We start from the raw sequence: 16194 nt of genomic DNA on the forward strand, positions 1-16194 counted from the left end.
AATTCTACCTGGCCAGTGTTCAAGCACACAGAAGTCAAAATCAACGCGCTGCGGATCGCCGGGCACCTGCTGTCGAGCTGCGATACCCAAGCGTGGTCGGCGACAGCCAGGCACGAGCACATCCGACTTCCCGAGTGCCGCCACCTGAGCCGACCTGACCCGGTCACCGGCCGCCGCGTGGCCACCGACTGCCGTAACTGTTTCCGCTACGCCGTCCGGTACCGCGAAGAGGTCATGGACGCGCTGCGGCAGGCCGGCACACCGAGGCAAGACAAAGACGCACCCGCAATGGCGGCGTGCCCGCCCGTACCCACACGTCGCAGGCTCGTCGGCCGAGTCAGAACCACCCGCCGCGCGGCCCCGCTTCCGGACCAACTCGCGCTGTTCGGCCCGTAGCCAGACGAACTGCGAAGCGCCGATCTGACCGGCGTCGGGCACCACCGATGCATCTACTGCGCGATTGAAAGCCATCCGAAATGTTCTTCCCGCACGTTCCCCTACGCCGTTAGGAGTCCGTCATGACTGGTCCGCCTGCGGGTGACCGCATCTCTGAACTGTCCGCCGGCATCGCCTTGCCGGTGGACCTGGCCGAGGCTGACGCTCGCCGGCTCGTCGCCGCGCTGGCGGCCCGCTACGGGTGGCTGTTCCTGCTGTGGGACCGCGCGGACGGCAGTGCCGTGCTGCGCGAGTACCGCCAGGACACCGCCGACGAGGTGAGCCTGGCGGAGTGGCGGCGTGTAGCCCGCACGCCAGCTGGTGCCGAACTGGCTGACACTGCACGCCGCGCGTACGTCGTCAAAGAAACGATCATCGACGGGTTCGGTCAGGCTGGCCTGGAGTGCGCGGAGTGCGCGGTCCGCCTCACCGAGCCACCGGCCGTCACCGGCCGGCTGTGTAATGCGCACCGGGTCGGTGTAAACGGGCAACCAGCGGTCGCGGACCCGTCCACCGAGGGCCTGTACTGGATGACCGGTTAACGCCTGTTCTTCGCCGCGCCGCGTCCCCAGGACCACGCTCCGGCCCGGTACAGCGCCAGCGAGGTCGATGTCACGAAGCTGGACGCCGAGGCCAACGCCCAGGCGCTGGCGGCCCGGGCACGGTTGGACGCCTTCGCGGCGGTCGCGGTTCGTGATGCGGCGCCGACGAACCCGTCGACCGGCTGGGTCTGCGTGTGCGGCAACCGGACCACTGCGACGACCGGGTTCGTGCCGTGCGATGTGAACGGGACGCTGGTCGACCAGGCGAGCCCGGGCTTCTGGCTCTGTCCGCAATGCGGTCGCGTCATCAGCACCGGCGGTGCGGTGGTCGCCCGGACCGACCCGACGCTCGTGGACCTCGGCGATCGGCCCGCGGCGTGGCCCGGCCGCGGCTTCAGCACACCTGGCATCGGCAGAGCGTGGCTGCACCTGCCGACCGGATCGGCCGGGTTGGTCGGCGTGCGAGCGCACCACGACCACGGCCCGATCGCCGACCAGTCCGCCAGGCTGCTGGACCCAATGCCACGCGCTGACGGTGATCCGTGGTCACCACGCACGGCCGCCGACGTCGACGCCGCCCTGGACCGCTGGGGCTGGCGAGTCATCAGCCGCGCCGAGGCGGCGACCCGGCTGCTGGCCGCCGGCTACCAGTTGGGCACCAACCGGTCCGCCGGCCACCTGCTGTACGCCGACGACCTGGACGACACGACCTGGCGGCCGAGGGACGCCGGCCACGGCCTGGAGGCATTCGCCGCGCCAACCGAGCCCACCCGATAACCGGCCCGCCACTCGTGCGACGCCCTGCCCGCGGAGCGGGACACCCGTGCCACGGCGAGGCCGACAACCGTACACCGGCGGCGCTGCCCCTAGCGCCGCCGACAACCCCCAGCACGCAGGATCCCCGGATGCCCGAGCAGGCCCGGCACCTCGTGCGAACCGACGTGAACGAGCGGTCCCGGCCGGTGGCGGCAATCCCCGGACGGGACCTTGATCGGACATCGGAGGTCCGACCCAATGACCGACCCAACGACCCTGACCGCGCCCACGAACCCGGCACCCCACTGCTCGCCGCCGGCATCCTGCCGCTCACGGCGGCCGAGCCCTCGCCCGGCCGTGCGGCGGGCGGTGACCGCATGAACGAGACCTTGGAGGCGGGCCGCGAACTGCTGGCCTGGGCAGGCCAGCATCGCGAGCTGCTGGTAGCGGCCGGCTTGGCGGCGACGGTGTTGCTGCTGGTCTGGACGGTGCGGCGGGCGATCCGCAGTGGCCGGCCGGACAGGTGGCTGGCACGGCTGTCGTTCCTGGTCGGGTTCGCCTGGAGCGGCGAAGCGATGTGGGAGGTCGCCACCCAGCAGCTGCACCTGTCGTATGTGTTCGCCGGGTTCGCGTTCTTCCTGTTCGAGTCGCAGATGGCCACGGCGATGATGCGCGCCGAACGACATCAGGCGATACACCACCACCCGGGTAAGCACGGCCGGTCGGTGTGGCTGATCGCGGTCGTCGCCGGCGTGATCGCGGCCATGGCCGGCGACAGCACGGTCGAGTCCGTGCTGCGGCTGGCGGTACCGCTGCTGGTCGCCCACCAGTGGTGGGTCGGGCTGACCGGTGACGGCACCGACCGGCCAACGGACGCGATCACCTGGACCTGGACACCACGCCGGATCCTGGTCACCCTCGGCCTGGCCCGCCCCGGCGAGCACGACCTGAAGACGGTCAACCGGGAGCGGCAGGTGCGGGCGATCGCGGTGGTGTCCCACCGACTGCACTCCACCTCCATCCCGTGGCGGCGGTCCTGGCAACAAGCGCGGCTGCGCCGGCTAGCCATGCACGCCGACGACGACATGCTCGACGACGCCCGCGCCCGGGTCGAACGCGTCTGGCAGGCCGCGGACCGAACCCGCCCGGTCGACGCCGCCGAACGGAGCATGGCCGCCGCCGCACAAGCCGAAGCCGCCGCCGCACACGCGCAAGCGCAGGCCGCCCGGGTAGCGGAAGCGGAAGCGGTCGCAGCGGCGCAAGCCGCAGCCGCGCACGCCGACGCGGAAGCTGAGCGGCGCGGCGCAGCGGAGGCGGAAACGCAAGTGGCGCGCCGGCAAGCCGAAGCCGAAGCGGTGGACCGCACCAAGGCGCAAGCGGAAGCCGAAGCAGCACGCGCACAGGCACACGAAGCGCAGCTGCGGGCATCGCGGATCCAGGGGCAAACCGAGGCGGCGGCGTCGGACCTGCGGCGACGCGCGCAGGCAGCAGAGCAAACCGCCGCCCAGGCCACGCAGGCGGCGACAGCGGCGCAGCAGCGCCAGCGAGAGGCCGAACTGGCCGCGGCGGCCAGCGAGAAGACCGCCTGCGGCGAGGCACGGCGCCGGCAGACGGCCGAGGCCGACGCCCGCCGCCGGGCCGAGGTCGCCACCGGGCTGGAAGCTGACCTGGCCCAGACTCGTGACCTGCTGGCCCAAGCGCAGGCACGTCACCCGCGCCGGCCACGGCGCAGAACCACACCGGCCGAGGATCCCCGCACCTTCAACGGCGCCCCGATACCCGAGGTCGACGGCGTCGGAGCAGACACCGTGCTGGCCGTGCTACAGGCGTCGGCCGCACATCCTCACGACACCCAGAAGCAACTGGCCAAGCGGGTCGACGTCACCGACCGCACCGTCCGGGCGGTCCTCAACGCCGCGCCGAACCCGGCCGTGGCGACGGTCTGAACAGCCGGTCACCGGGTCGCCCGCCCGGCACGGTGACCGGCCCGACCTTCGCATCCACCGTCACCCTGGCCAACCGTCTCGGGTGGGACACCTAGCAGAGGACTCTGCGCACCCGGCCCGGCAGTCCCGGTCCGTCCGCCAACGCGACACACCGGCACTGAGAAGCAGGAGATACCAGACACCCAGGCGGGAGAACGCGTGGCCGACGGGTACCGGCGGTACAGTGACCAGCGCCCAGCCGACGGGCCGGCCCGCGCGCACCGCGGGCGGTAAGCAACCAACGGATGGTCCCTGCACGTGCGGGGCCGGGAGCGGGATGGAAGAGCGGGTCGTCAACGGTCGGCGCTGCACGAACCGGCCCGGCGCGGCCGAGTACCTGCAGCGCAGCCTGCAGACCATCAACCTGGTGGCCTCACCCAAGCGACGCCCAGAGACCGGCTGGCCCAACTACGTCGACAAACAGGACGGCCAGGAGTGGTACGCCTTCGACGACCTCGACGCGTTCCGCGCCTCCCACCTGGACATCAAGCAGGCTGGCCGGCGTGCACGAGTTCACCAGATCAGCTTGGACGGCGACCCGGACGAGTTGATGTCGGCCAAGGACTTCTACACGCTGCTCGGGGTGGACGCCCGGACCTTCTCCTCTTACGTCGACAAGAGCAAGCCGGCCTGGCACGAAGACCGCGACGGCTACCTGCCCAAACCCGACAAGCAGGAGCCCGGCCGCGGCGGCGTCCAACGCCACTGGAGACGGCGCCGCGTCCAGAGCTGGATCAACAACCGCCCCGGGTCGGCGTCCAGCCCTGGCCGCCCACCCCACGGAACCCGTTGACCTCCCGGAACTACCTCGTCTCATACGTGGCGGGGGCGTTCTCCTGTGGACCGGTGAGCGTGTCTGCCTGAACGGCCCTTTGAGCACCGAGTCCATCGCCGCTTCGCCCGTGGGTGCGGGCGGCCGGCTCTCCCACCGTCGGCCGTAGGCCCGAGTCTTGTCGCCGGGCCGGCGGCGTGGCTGTGACCTCGGGGGCGCCTCAGCTGGTTGATGTCGGCATGGTGGGGCAACCCGGCCGGCAACCGTGTTTGCTTGTCAGAGAGCCCTGCTGTGAATCCTGTCCGCGTGTCGGTGACGCGCCGCGAGCGGCTCGCCGCAGCCGAGGAGCTGCGCTGGCGCGCTGTCGGCCTGGCGCGGATATCGGCTCGTCTACTGCGGCACGTGCTGCGGCCGTGGTTGCGGCGGGGTGGTCGCCGGCTGATTTGCTCTGGGCGCTCGTTCACGAGCCGGGCGGCTGGGCCTAGTCCCACACGACCGACTCCCGCACGCCGGCGGCATGGATGCGGTAACGGGCTCGCGCACTGGACGAGCTCGGCCGGTTTCGCTTTGTCGAGGTCGGCGACAGCACCGCGCCCGGGCCGAGGGTGCCCCGGCGACGTGCGAGCAGGCGGCGGCGTGGGCGGCAGAGCTCGCCGTGCGGGCGGCCGAATGCGAGCAAGTCGCCGAGCGGTACCAGCGTGGCGGCGAGCTCGCCCGTGCCGCGCTCGCCGAAGCGGCGCGGGCGCGCCGAGCACGCCGGACGCTCCCAACACGTGTGGATCCTTCGACCGCGAGAGTTGACCTTGTCGAGGAGATGCGGACCCAAACGGGGATTCAGCATGGTCGCTCTGGCGCAAGCATGGGATCCTGAGAGGCGGAGCCACCGCGTTGTATTGATCCTTTAGGGGATCAAACACGAAAACAGAGCACGGCTCACGATTGGAGACGAGTTTGAAGAGCGGTCAGATCGGCGCTTAAGGAGCAGTGAGTGGAAGTCCCGCTGGCGATCATCGCCAGTGCGACTTCTCTGCTGATATTTGGCATGCGCACCTGGCTCGTGTGGAGACTAGGGAAAGAGGCACTCGATGAGGGTGCGGATGTCAAGATCGGCGGCCTGAATCCTCTGGCGCCACCGGTCGAGATCCATTCAGGATCCCGCCCGCCGTTGACACAGTCCGAACGGCACAGACAGGTTAGCCAATAGGAGCGAGGTACCACCGAGCAGGAGGACCGATGTTATAACCACGACTGGTCGAGACTTTAGTCGATTCCAGTCTCGATTCGAACATGAGGTCTCGACGCAGCAAAAAGGCGGCTCGTCCCTGATGGGCGGGCCGCCTCTCTTTGTGCTCCGAGGCCGTGTTGAAACATCGACGAGCATCTGGCTCTCGCTCGCGTGGTGCTCGCGCAGGCCGCACAGGTGCGCAGCCCGCGTGGATCTGTCCCCGCCTGCCGGGGGACCTACTACGTACGCAAGCAACAGGTGGTGGGCTGCCGCAGGGCGCTGCCCCCAGCGCGTCACGCGCTAGGGGCAGCCCTGCCCGCACCCTGTCCCCGGCACCGTCGCTGCCATCACCGGCCCCACAAGCCGGCACCTGGCAGCAGCGGAAGGGACGACGATGACAGCCACCGGACCCGGCACCACCACGGGCGCTACGTCGGCGCGGGCGTGGACCCGCGACGCGGTCGAGGCCCTCGGCATGACCACCGACGTGGAGGTCGCCGGCGCGTTGACCGCATTGCAGGGTGCGTTGCGCGGCTTTCGCCAGATGGGCCAACGGACGCAGGGCGCACCGACCCTGGCTCCCGCGGTGGCGGGCCGTTCAAACGCCGCGCGTGGGCGGCCGGCGACGGTCGAAGTCGTCGACTGCGTCGACACCACGCGGTGGCTCGTCTACGCGCGGAACGGCGAACTGGTGGACGACGAGCCGGGGGGACGCCGGAAGGTCGGGGCGACAGTGACCGAGACCGGTGGCGTGTGGAAGGTGACCCTTTTCGGCGTGAGGGAGGTGGGAACGTGTTGAGGCTGCGGCGCCGCCTCGCGACCATCGTCGCCGCGGTCCTTGCCGTGGTCGGGTACCCGTCAGCGGTGTTCGCCTTCGATCCGCTCGATCCGGTCAACTGTCGCACGCACCCTGAGCATCCGATGTGCACGGTGAAGGTCGACGAGCCAGGCGGTACCGGTGAAGGGATGCGAAGTGACTCCGCAGGCTCGGGGGAGCAAGGGCCGCAGCGGTGCACCACTCGGTTGTTGTCGCGACAGAATCCGCCACCGGGCGCCGGCCCAGGGGCCTGGTACGAGCGCAGCTGCGTGACAGGGGATGGCCTGGCCAACGTGACGACGGTGTGGCTCGCGGACGGCGACGTCACGGCGAATCTCGGGCAGCAGGCCGTTGCCATGCTACGGCTGCCAGCCCTGCGGATGCGGTTGAGCCCGCAGCCGCCCGCGCCGCAACTGGTCAACCTGCCCACCTGGTTCTGGGTAGATGCCTCCTCATGGGGTCGCCGGACGGCGACTGCTGAGGCGGGCGGGTCGGCTGCCACCGCGACCGCGACACCCACCCGGGTTACCTGGCTGACAGGCGACGGCAACCACGTCACCTGTACCGGGCCAGGAACGGCATGGAGACCCGGCATGGACCCGCTCGGCGAACCACCGTGCGGCCACACCTACCGGCGGCCATCGGCCGATCGCCCCGGCGGCGAGCTACTTGTGCGGGCCACGATCACGTGGCGGGTGACCTGGGTCGCGACCGGTGGTGTCACCGGCCAAGAAGCAGACCTGTCCACCACCTCCGCGGTCAGCGTGCGGGTCGTCGAAACGCAGGCCATCAACGTGGGGCGGTCTCGGCGATGACGGTTCGAGAGCCGGGCGCATCGGGTTGGCGGACCGGCCAAGCGCTGGCCGCGCGGCGGCGTAGCCTGCCCCATCTACTGCTGGGTGCGGTGCTCGTGGTCGGCTCCGCGCTGGGTATGGCGGTCGTGGAGTCACGACGGGACAACCGCTCGGCCGTCGTCGTCATCGCGCGGCCGGTGCCGCTGGCCGGACCGTGGAGGGCGCCGATCTGGCGGTGGCCAGGATTTTGCCGGATCCGCTGGTGCGGACGGTCGCAGCGACCAGGATGGCTGACCTGGTCGGGCGTACCGCGGCGGTGCCGTTGACCGCGGGCGCCTTGCTGGTCGACGGGCAGCTCGGGCCGGTCGGCTGGCCCCCAGTCGGGCAGGCGGTGATCGCGGTACCGGTCGAGGCCGGGCACGCACCGTCGGCCCTGGCGAAGGGGAGCCGGGTCAGTGTCGTGGTCCTGCCAGCAGGCGGGCAGGCGGGTACAGCCGGTGCGCCAGTCCGCGCTGACGCGATGGTGTACGAGATCGACGCCGACGCGGGCCAGCCGGGCACGTCGCACGTGACGCTGATGCTGCCGGACGCCGACGCGACCAGGATCGCGGCCGCTTCCGGCGAAGCGGTCCTGATCCTGCGAGCGGCCGGCTGAACGGAAGGTAGGGACGTGACGCTCCTCGTCGTAGGGTCGGTCAAAGGGGCGCCCGGGGCCACCACCGCGGCGCTCGGCCTGGCTGCCTGCTGGCCCGGCCAGCCCGTCCTGCTCGTGGAGGCCGACCCGCATGGCGGCGACCTGGCCGCCCGGTTCGGCTGCGCGGAGACACCAGGACTGGCCACCGCCGTTGCGCAGGCACGGCACGGCACGGAGGCGGACTGGCCAAGCGCGCACGCACAGTTGCTGCCGGTGGGCTGCCCGGTGCTGCTGGGGCCAGCGGCTGGCAACGCAGCGTCCGCTGCGGTGACCGCGCTTGCGGCCCACACACCAGCTCTTGGCCACCGGTCCGCGCCGACGCTGGTCGACGCCGGCCGGCTCTCTGCATCGGCCGCGACGACCGCCTTGGTGGATGCGGCGGACATGGTTGGATGCGGCGGACATGGTCCTGTTCGTGGTCCGGCCAAGGCTGGACCATTTGGCGCACCTGCACGCGAGCCTGTCGCTGCTTACCGACCCGGTTCGTCGGCGGGCACACGTGGTTCTAGCCGGTGCGGGCCCTTACACGGCGGCTGAGGTGCAGCGCGAGCTACGCGTCAGGGTCGCCACCGTGTTGCCGCACGACCGACGCGGAGCCGGTGTCCTTTCCGGCCGGTTCACCCCGACGATCGGGTGGCGCCGCCTGCGGCTTCCCCGCGCACTACACCGCCTAGCCAGCGGCCTGGCCGCCGCGTCCCTACCTGCGTCGGCGTCACCGACAGCGCTAACAAGGGAAGGCGCCTGATGCCTGAGCCGACGCTGGCCCCGCCCGTCAACGCAGCGGGTCCGATCGACCCGCACCTGGTCGTGCGGTTGCTGCGGCGGGTCTCGGCCCGTCTGTCCGCAGTAGGCCGTCCAGTCGCCGGTGCCGAACGCGGGCCTTTGGTCGCAGGGTTGATCGCGGCCGTGCTGGACGAACACGTGCACGAGCTGATCGAAGCTGGCCAACCGCGTCTTGAGCCGCACGTCGAGGCCCGACTGGCACGGCAGCTTCGAGACGCGTTGACCGGGCTGGGCGGATTCCAGCCGCTGCTCGACGATCCCGAGATTGAGAACATCAGCGCACAAGGCTGCGACCGGGTGTTCGTCCGCTACCGGGGAGGCCGCCGCGCCCGGGTGCCGGCCGTCGCCGCGTCAGATGACGAACTGATCGAGCTGGTCCGCGCCACGGCCGCGCATGCCGGGATCGAGGAGCGACGCTTCGACCGCGGCTGCCCCCGCCTGTCAGTCAGGCTTCCCGACGGATCCCGCATGTTCGCTGTCGGATGGGTCACCGAACGTCCATGCGTATCGATCCGCCGTCATGGGCTGCTCGACGCCGACCTGAATGACCTATGCCGGCTCGGCACGATCAGCACGGCCCAAGCGCACCTGCTGGCCGCGTTGGTGCGGGCGCGACGCAACATCGCGGTCTCGGGCGGCACCGACAGCGGCAAGACCACCTTCGCCCGCGCACTGGCCACCAATTTCGACTTCCACGAGCACATCGTGGTCATCGAGGACGTCACCGAACTCGCCCTCGACCAAGACGAACGCCGTCATCCCGATGTCGTGGTCATGCAGACCAGAGAGCCAAATATCGAAGGCCAAGGCGGCGTCGACTTCACGATCCACTCATCCAGCTCCCGGCAGGTACCAGCACGGTTAGCAACGTATGCGATCCAGGCTGTCGAGCGCCTGGCGTTCGAGGCCACCTACGCGCTGGTCGCCGCCGCCGTGCACGTCATCGTTCACTTGGAGAAGCTCAGGGACGGCACCCGCGTGCTGTCCTCCCTGCGCGAGGTCGTCGGCTTCGACAACGGGCAGGTCGTCACCAACGAGGTCTACCGACCCGGCCCCGACAAGCGCGGCGTCCCGGCCGCACCAGTGCGCGCGTCCACCATGGATGCGCTGATCGCCGCCGGCCTCGACCCCGAAATCCTCGCGGCCGAGGGGTGGTAACGATGCCGATCGTGCCTGCCGCCCTCGGGGCGGCCTTCGCCGCCGGAATTCTCCTGACGCTGTATGGCGGACGCCGGCTTCCCCGCCCGCCACGCCTGGTCAGACGACGCCGGCCGCCCCGACCTGCGAGCATCGCCGGCGCCGTCCTGGCCGCGGCGACCGTGGCTGCACTGACCGGCTGGCCCGTCGCCGCCGCCGCGATAGCCGCGACAGTGTGGTTCCTACCGACCATATGGGGCGCGGCCACCGTCGAACGCCGCGCCCGGGAACAGATCGAAGCAGTGGCCACATGGGCGGAGATGCTCCGCGACACGCTGTCCGCCGCAGCCGGCCTCGAGCAGACCATCCAGGCCACCGCGCCCCTGGCACCACCCGCCATCCGCCGCGACGTGACCGCCCTCGCCGACGCCCTGCGGGTCGGCGCACGGCTGCCAGAGGCGCTGACCCGGTTCGCGCAACAATCGGCCAACCCGACGGCGGACCTGGTCGCCGCCGCGCTCATCCACGCGGCCAGCAACCAAGCCGCACAGCTGGCCGACCGGCTGGCCGTCCTGGCGAACGCAGCCCGGGAACAGGCCACCGCCCGAGACCGGATCGCCGCCGAACGCGCTCGCACCCGCTCCGCCGTGCGAATCATCGTTGGGCTCACTCTCACCATGGTCACCGCGATGACCGTCTTCAACCGCCCATTCCTGGCCCCCTACAGCAGCCCGACCGGCCAACTCGTCCTCGCCGGCATCGTCGGCGTCTTCGCCGCCGCGTTCTGGTGGCTGCATCGCCTCGGCAGGCTCAACACCCCACCCCGGGTTTTGGACGTCGCGAAGGGCGCCGCTGGAGGTCTGCGATGACGGCGACCGTCGTGCTGGTCGGCGCGGCAGCCGGCCTCGGAATCGCATCGATCTTCACCGGGCTTCGGCCGCCACGGCCGTCGCTGTCCGCCGCGCTCGACCGCCTTCACCGCCCCGCGCAGCCAGCAACCCGCGGCATTGACGGCCTCCGCGTCGAGTTGGCCGGCCTGCTGGCCCGGTTCGGGGTACCTGCCCAACAAACCCACAAGGACCTCGCCCTGCTCCAACGGCCCCCGACCACCCACCTCGCAGGCCAAGCGACCGCCGCCATCACCGGTCTCCTCATCGCCCCGCTTGTCACGTACGCCCTTGTGCGCGGCGCGTCCCTGGCCATCCCGGCTGGTGCCGCGATCGCCGGCGCGGCCCTCGGCCTATGGGTTGTCGAAGCGCGACTGCGCGCTGAGGCGAGGCGTCTGCGGGCAGAACTCGTCCACACTCTCGCCGCGATCCTCGACCTGGTGACCATCTCGCTGGCCGGAGGCGCAGGTATCGAACAAGCCACCCACGATGCCGCCAACATCGCCCACGGGTGGGCCGCTGATCGCATCCGCACCGCCCTCGCCACCTCCCGGCTGACCCGCCAGCCGCCATGGCAGCAGTTCCACCAACTCGGTGTCGACGCCGGCATCCCCGAGCTCGAAGAACTCGCCGCCTCGCTCACCCTGGCCGGCAACGAAGGCGCCCGCATCCGCGCCTCCCTGGCCGCCCGCGCGCACGCGCTTCGTACCCGGCAAACCATCGCCATGCAAGCGGCCGCCAACGCCGCCTCCGAACGTATGTCCCTGCCCCTGGTCATGCTCGGCGTCGCATTCATGATCTTCCTGCTGTATCCGGCCGTTGTGGGCATAGGCGCGGCGATCTAGAAGGCGGAACTCAAAGTGAGCGCATCCCATCGTCAAACGGTTCCTGAACAGATGGAGGTCACGAAGGTGCTTTCGAACAGCCGTGTCGTCGCGCGTGTCCGGCACGAATGGAAGACCCGGTGGCGGCGCGTGCGAGCCGAACCGGACCGGGGCGACACGGTCCAGGAGCTAGCCTGGGTGCTGTTCTGGCTCGGCGTCATCGTCGGCGCTACCGCGCTCATCGGCCCATGGGTCGCCGGCAAAGTCGGCAGCATCATCGGGTTCTGACCATGACCAGGCCGAACAATCCACCCCGGCAACGACGCCTGTCGCGACACGATCGTGGGTCAACCACCGTGCAGACGCTGCTGTGGACACCGTGGCTGCTGACCCTCGCCCTCGCCGGCGCCCAAGCCACCGCCTACGGCTGGGCCTACCTAACCGCACGCCACGCCGCCGACCAAGCGGTCCAGACAACCAGACTCGACGGCGGCACCGCCGACCAGGGCCGCGCCGACGCACAAGCGGTCCTCGACCAGGCCGGCACCGGCCTCACCGCCACCGAGATTCAGGTCATCCGCACCGAGACGACGGCCACCGCAGTCATCGCCGTGCGACCGGTAAGGATCATCCCCCTCGCGCCGCTGCGCACCGTCCACGTCGTCGCGACGGCACCAGTCGAGCGATTCCAGCCCTACACCGCGGCCACATCATGACCCAACCCGGCGTACAAGACCGGTCCCGGCCGGGACGCCCACGCTTGGCTGATCGCGGCAGTGCAACCGTGCAGATGACCGCCGCGCTGCCCTTGCTCCTACTGCTGCTCGCGTTCGCGCTCTTCGCCGGCCGGGTCAGCGTCACGCGGATCGACGCCAACGCCGCCGCGTCCGCCGCAGCCCGCGCCGCATCCCAACAACGCCAACCCGCTACCGCCCCAGCTGCGGCCGAACGCGCGGCACACGCCGCCCTGGCGGGAAAGGGTGTCAGCTGCGCGACCCTGACCGTGGACACGGACACAAGCGCCTTCTGGCCCGGCGGCGTCGTCTCCGTTTCCATACTCTGCCGCCTGTCGACCCAGGCGCTGACCGGCCTGCGGATGCCCGGAAGCGTCGTGCTGCGCGCTACAGCGATCAGCCCCATCGACACCTGGCGGGCTGATGAGCAGGCAGCATCATGAACCGCCTCGCACCTCCCACACGGACCCGGGTGGTCGAACTATCCCGAGATAGTGGGCAGATCAGCGGTGGCATCGCTGGAACCGTCCTGCTGGTTCTGCTCCTGGCTGGCCTGCTCACCGATCCCGCCGCCGCGATCGCAGCGCGTGTGAGACTGTTCGATATCGCGCAAGCAGCCGCCCGGGCCGGAGCCGACCACATCGACATCGAACTGCTCCGCAGCACCGGAACGGTGGTCCTCGACCCCCAAGCCGCCCGCCGCGCCGCGACAACCTTCCTGGCCGACACCGGCACCAACGGCGCCGTCACCGCGACCGAAACACAAGTCACCGTCACGATCGCGGCCAACCAGCCAACCATCCTGCTCACGCTGGTGGGCATCGACGCCCTGCCGATCACCGTCACCGCCACCGCCGAACCCCAAACCGGCAACTGACACCATGAAACCGCCGACACCCAGAACACGGACAGCCGCCGCAGGATCGATTGCGCGACGGATCGGTGCTGGGGCCGCTCTGGCGATCCTGCTGTTCGGCGTTCCCTTCGCCCTGGCCGTGTTCATCGGCTGGCCCGCACCATCCAAGCCGCCGACCTTAGACGAAGCCCGACAATGGCTCACCGCTTCGATCACCGACCGCGCCATCATCGACGCCCTCGCCGTCCTGCTGTGGTACCTGTGGGCACAGTTCGTCCGGTGCCTGATCGCGGAAACCCGCGCCGCGCGTACCGGCGCCACCGCACGGCGGCTACGCGGCACCGCCGGAACTCAGCAGCTCGCCGCCACCATCATCACCACCCTCACGATGGGCATCGTCGTGACCACCGCCGTCGCACCCGCAGCCATCGGACTCACCCCTCTGGAGCCGACAGTCGCGGCACATACCGCGACGCGGATCTCTGAGACCGCCACGCCTATCGCCCCCGACGGCACCGAGAGAGCCAGAACCGGCGAATCGGACCCAGCACGAACCGAATCCACGGCCTACATCACCATCCGGATCGGCGCGGCCAGCTACCGGCACCCCGTCACAGCCGGCGACGACCTGTCCACAATCGCTGAGCAGTGGCTTGGAAACGCCGACCGATGGCCCGAAATACACGCCCTCAACCGCGCCGCATTCACGCCCACCAACGCCGGCGCCGGTGGAGCCCAACCAGCAGCCCTGAACCCGGGCAGCACTATCGTGCTTCCGCGCGACGCCCGCCCACCGAGCTGGACCCGGCTTGCCCAGACCGTCAACGACTCGGCCACGGGACGGTCAGCTGTTCCTGCCAAACCCGAGTACACGGTGGCACGAGGCGACTGGGTCTACCACATCGCCGCACGGTTCCTCGGCGACGGCGACCGCTACCCCGAAATCGCTCGCCTCAACAACAACCTCGAACGCGCAGACCGCCGGTTCCCCGACCACATTGAACCCGGCCAGCTCCTCACACTCCCGCCCAGCGCGCGCGACCGCGGCCCACAACCGCACGCCAACGGATCCGCCACCTCGACCGCACCACCGCGCCCGCCTCGACCCAAAGCCGAAACGTTTCCACGGCAGCCACCGCCGACGGCACTACCGTCGTCCGAGGCAACGAACCCCGACCGCGCCGCGCCCCCCTCACCTTCGGTAAAGACCGGCTCCTCGCCGGACTCGGACGACTCCACCGGGGTCCTTGACACAGTCCTGCCCACCACAGCAGTCCTGGCCTGCGCGGGCATGCTCGCCGCCCTCGCGCTCTACCAACTCCGCGCCGCCCGCCGCCGCCAGCGCCAACAGCGACAACCCAACAGGCGTATCCCATCGGCCCCAGATCCCACCATCGAAACCACCGTTCGGGCTAGCGCACGACCAGCCGACGTTGACCGGCTCAACGAGGCCCTGCGCAACTTGGCGGCCGGGCTCCACGACCACATGCCAGCCGACCTGCCCGACGTCGCCGCAGTGTCCATATCCGCCGGCGACATTGACTTCATCCTCACCCACCCCAACCCACACCCCCCATCGCCATTCGTGACGGACCAATCTGGCCGGACCTGGTCACTGCCACGCAGCGTTCCGCTTGCCGATGACGATCAGGCCCTGGCTCCACTACCCCTGTTGGCCACCGTCGCCTCTTCACCCGACGGACACCACCTGCTCATCGACCTCGAACGCGCTCATCTCGTAACCATCAGCGGAGACCGACGCCGCGCTACCGACCTGCTCCGCTACCTGGCCGCCGAACTCGCCACCAGCCACTGGAGCGACGACACCCAAATCGTCCTGGCCGGCTTCGACCACGACGACGCCCGGCACCTAGCCGCCCTCGGCGGCGACCGAGTCACCACCGCAACATCCATCGCCGAAGCCATCGCCCGCGTACAGCGCCGCGCCGCCGCCACCATCACCGCAATGACCGACACCGGCCTCCACGCCGCACTCGAAGGCCGAATCGCCGACCTCATCGCCGACGCGTTGATGCCGCACGTCCTGCTCATCGCCGACGCCAACGGTCACGAGGACGCTTCGTCGCTCGCGGGAGGCTCGCCCTCCCACACCGCAAGGTCGTAACTCACGCGTGGAATTATCGCGTTCAGGTTGAAGGCGCACGCGCCGGGTGCTGCGCTGATCCGTACGCGGCTGCGCACATCGACCGGTACGCCGACAGGGCCTCCGGTGGCCGATTCCCGGCGTTGTTTCAACGGACAGGGCTGTGGGTGCCCGCGTTCTGTGCGGGGGAGTGGGCCGGTGGATGGGCGTAGCCGTGTGCTGCGTGCGGCATGCAGCCATCGATGGTGGCGGTCGGGATCAGGTCGTCACGCCGCGTTGTCGCCTGTTGCGAGTGCGGGCTGGCCAGAGGAACATGCCGGGATGGTGAAAAGCTGGTTCTCCATCGCGATATGTGGGCCCGGACCCGCCGGCGGCAGTCCGTCGGCAGTTCTGGGCACCGCTTCCCGGCCTTGGGGGTCTTTTGACAGCGCGTCGTGAGAGTCCGGACGGTAGGCTCGGCGAGTTCGTCCAAGCGGTCATCGATGGGGTTTCGTCGCTGACGCAGGAGCAACGCGCCGCGCTGGCCGCCGCTCTGGATTCCGTTGGTTCTGCCGCTGTGCTGCCCGGTATTGAGCAGGATGAGCTGCGACTGGGTGACCTGTTCCGTGAGCCGGTGAGCGTTTCGAAATCCCGCCGAGAGCAGTTGACGTCGGTGTCGCCAGTTTCGGCGGGTTCAGACCGGACGTCATTGACCTCGGACAAGCCGGCCCGGTCGGAGCGAGCCTCGGCGGGTCGCACCAGGCGGAAGAGGCCCGTGGCGCCGATCGAGTCCACGCTCGAGGTCCAAACTGTTTCTGGGCCTGCAGCCCGAAGCCTCGCGCGCACCCAGTACGAAGCCATCTGGGAGGT

At 70.2% G+C, this 16194-nt stretch carries 17 protein-coding genes; 16 read left to right on the forward strand and 1 reads right to left on the reverse strand.

Annotated elements, in window-relative coordinates; translation table 11 throughout:
• Positions 1–518 precede the first annotated feature (518 nt).
• The 4 genes from Phou_RS47900 to Phou_RS47915 all read left to right on the forward strand — a co-directional run bounded on the left by Phou_RS47900 (position 519) and on the right by Phou_RS47915 (position 4511).
• Complete coding sequence (locus tag Phou_RS47900) at positions 519–977, forward strand: hypothetical protein (protein WP_173071042.1); 459 nt, start codon at positions 519–521, stop codon at positions 975–977.
• Between the two features lie 228 nt (positions 978–1205).
• Entirely contained in the window at positions 1206–1754 is a 549-nt protein-coding gene (locus Phou_RS47905; RefSeq protein WP_173071044.1) for a hypothetical protein, read from the forward strand.
• Between the two features lie 356 nt (positions 1755–2110).
• A complete protein-coding gene (locus Phou_RS47910) occupies positions 2111–3679 on the forward strand; it encodes a hypothetical protein (protein ID WP_173071046.1) in 1569 nt (522 codons plus the stop codon).
• Between the two features lie 316 nt (positions 3680–3995).
• Positions 3996–4511, forward strand: a complete 516-nt coding sequence (locus Phou_RS47915; RefSeq protein ID WP_173071048.1) for a hypothetical protein — start codon at positions 3996–3998, stop codon at positions 4509–4511.
• A gap of 460 nt (positions 4512–4971) precedes the next feature.
• Here the strand turns inward: Phou_RS47915 and Phou_RS47920 are convergent, their stop codons facing one another.
• On the reverse strand, positions 4972–5316 hold the full coding sequence (locus Phou_RS47920) for a hypothetical protein (protein WP_173071051.1): 345 nt from the start codon (positions 5314–5316) through the stop codon (positions 4972–4974).
• Positions 5317–5478: 162 nt separating this feature from the next.
• Here Phou_RS47920 and Phou_RS47925 point away from each other — a divergent pair, with 162 nt between their 5' ends.
• The 12 genes from Phou_RS47925 to Phou_RS47980 all read left to right on the forward strand — a co-directional run bounded on the left by Phou_RS47925 (position 5479) and on the right by Phou_RS47980 (position 15366).
• A complete protein-coding gene (locus tag Phou_RS47925; protein WP_173071053.1) occupies positions 5479–5694 on the forward strand; it encodes a hypothetical protein in 216 nt (71 codons plus the stop codon).
• A 496-nt stretch (positions 5695–6190) separates the two neighbouring features.
• A complete protein-coding gene (locus Phou_RS47930; RefSeq protein ID WP_173071055.1) occupies positions 6191–6514 on the forward strand; it encodes a hypothetical protein in 324 nt (107 codons plus the stop codon).
• 65 nt (positions 6515–6579) lie between these two features.
• The gene (locus Phou_RS47935) at positions 6580–7347 is read left to right on the forward strand and encodes a hypothetical protein (RefSeq protein ID WP_173071057.1); all 768 of its coding nucleotides are present in this window, start codon (positions 6580–6582) and stop codon (positions 7345–7347) included.
• A 193-nt stretch (positions 7348–7540) separates the two neighbouring features.
• Positions 7541–7981 (forward strand): SAF domain-containing protein, encoded by a 441-nt coding sequence (locus Phou_RS47940; RefSeq protein ID WP_345510141.1) that lies wholly within the window; start codon positions 7541–7543, stop codon positions 7979–7981.
• 783 nt (positions 7982–8764) lie between these two features.
• The gene (locus tag Phou_RS47945) at positions 8765–9961 is read left to right on the forward strand and encodes a TadA family conjugal transfer-associated ATPase (protein ID WP_173071061.1); all 1197 of its coding nucleotides are present in this window, start codon (positions 8765–8767) and stop codon (positions 9959–9961) included.
• 2 nt (positions 9962–9963) lie between these two features.
• Entirely contained in the window at positions 9964–10809 is an 846-nt protein-coding gene (locus Phou_RS47950) for a type II secretion system F family protein (RefSeq protein WP_173071063.1), read from the forward strand.
• Complete coding sequence (locus tag Phou_RS47955) at positions 10806–11672, forward strand: type II secretion system F family protein (protein ID WP_173071065.1); 867 nt, start codon at positions 10806–10808, stop codon at positions 11670–11672. Before Phou_RS47950 ends, Phou_RS47955 begins: the two co-directional genes overlap by 4 nt.
• Positions 11673–11723: 51 nt before the next feature.
• A complete protein-coding gene (locus Phou_RS47960) occupies positions 11724–11939 on the forward strand; it encodes a hypothetical protein (RefSeq protein WP_173071067.1) in 216 nt (71 codons plus the stop codon).
• A gap of 68 nt (positions 11940–12007) precedes the next feature.
• Positions 12008–12367, forward strand: coding sequence for a TadE family protein (locus Phou_RS47965; RefSeq protein WP_173071069.1), 360 nt, complete (start codon positions 12008–12010; stop codon positions 12365–12367).
• A complete protein-coding gene (locus Phou_RS47970; RefSeq protein ID WP_281365201.1) occupies positions 12364–12828 on the forward strand; it encodes a TadE/TadG family type IV pilus assembly protein in 465 nt (154 codons plus the stop codon). Before Phou_RS47965 ends, Phou_RS47970 begins: the two co-directional genes overlap by 4 nt.
• Entirely contained in the window at positions 12825–13262 is a 438-nt protein-coding gene (locus tag Phou_RS47975) for a pilus assembly protein TadG-related protein (protein WP_173071073.1), read from the forward strand. The genes Phou_RS47970 and Phou_RS47975 overlap by 4 nt, the downstream gene beginning before the upstream one ends.
• Before the next feature lie 4 nt (positions 13263–13266).
• Positions 13267–15366 carry a LysM peptidoglycan-binding domain-containing protein gene (locus Phou_RS47980; protein ID WP_173071075.1) on the forward strand — a complete coding sequence of 700 codons (2100 nt, stop codon included), beginning with the start codon at positions 13267–13269 and terminating at the stop codon, positions 15364–15366.
• The last annotated feature ends 828 nt before the right edge of the window (positions 15367–16194 follow it).

The organism is Phytohabitans houttuyneae (genome assembly GCF_011764425.1).
Taxonomy (GTDB): Bacteria; Actinomycetota; Actinomycetes; order Mycobacteriales; family Micromonosporaceae; genus Phytohabitans; species Phytohabitans houttuyneae.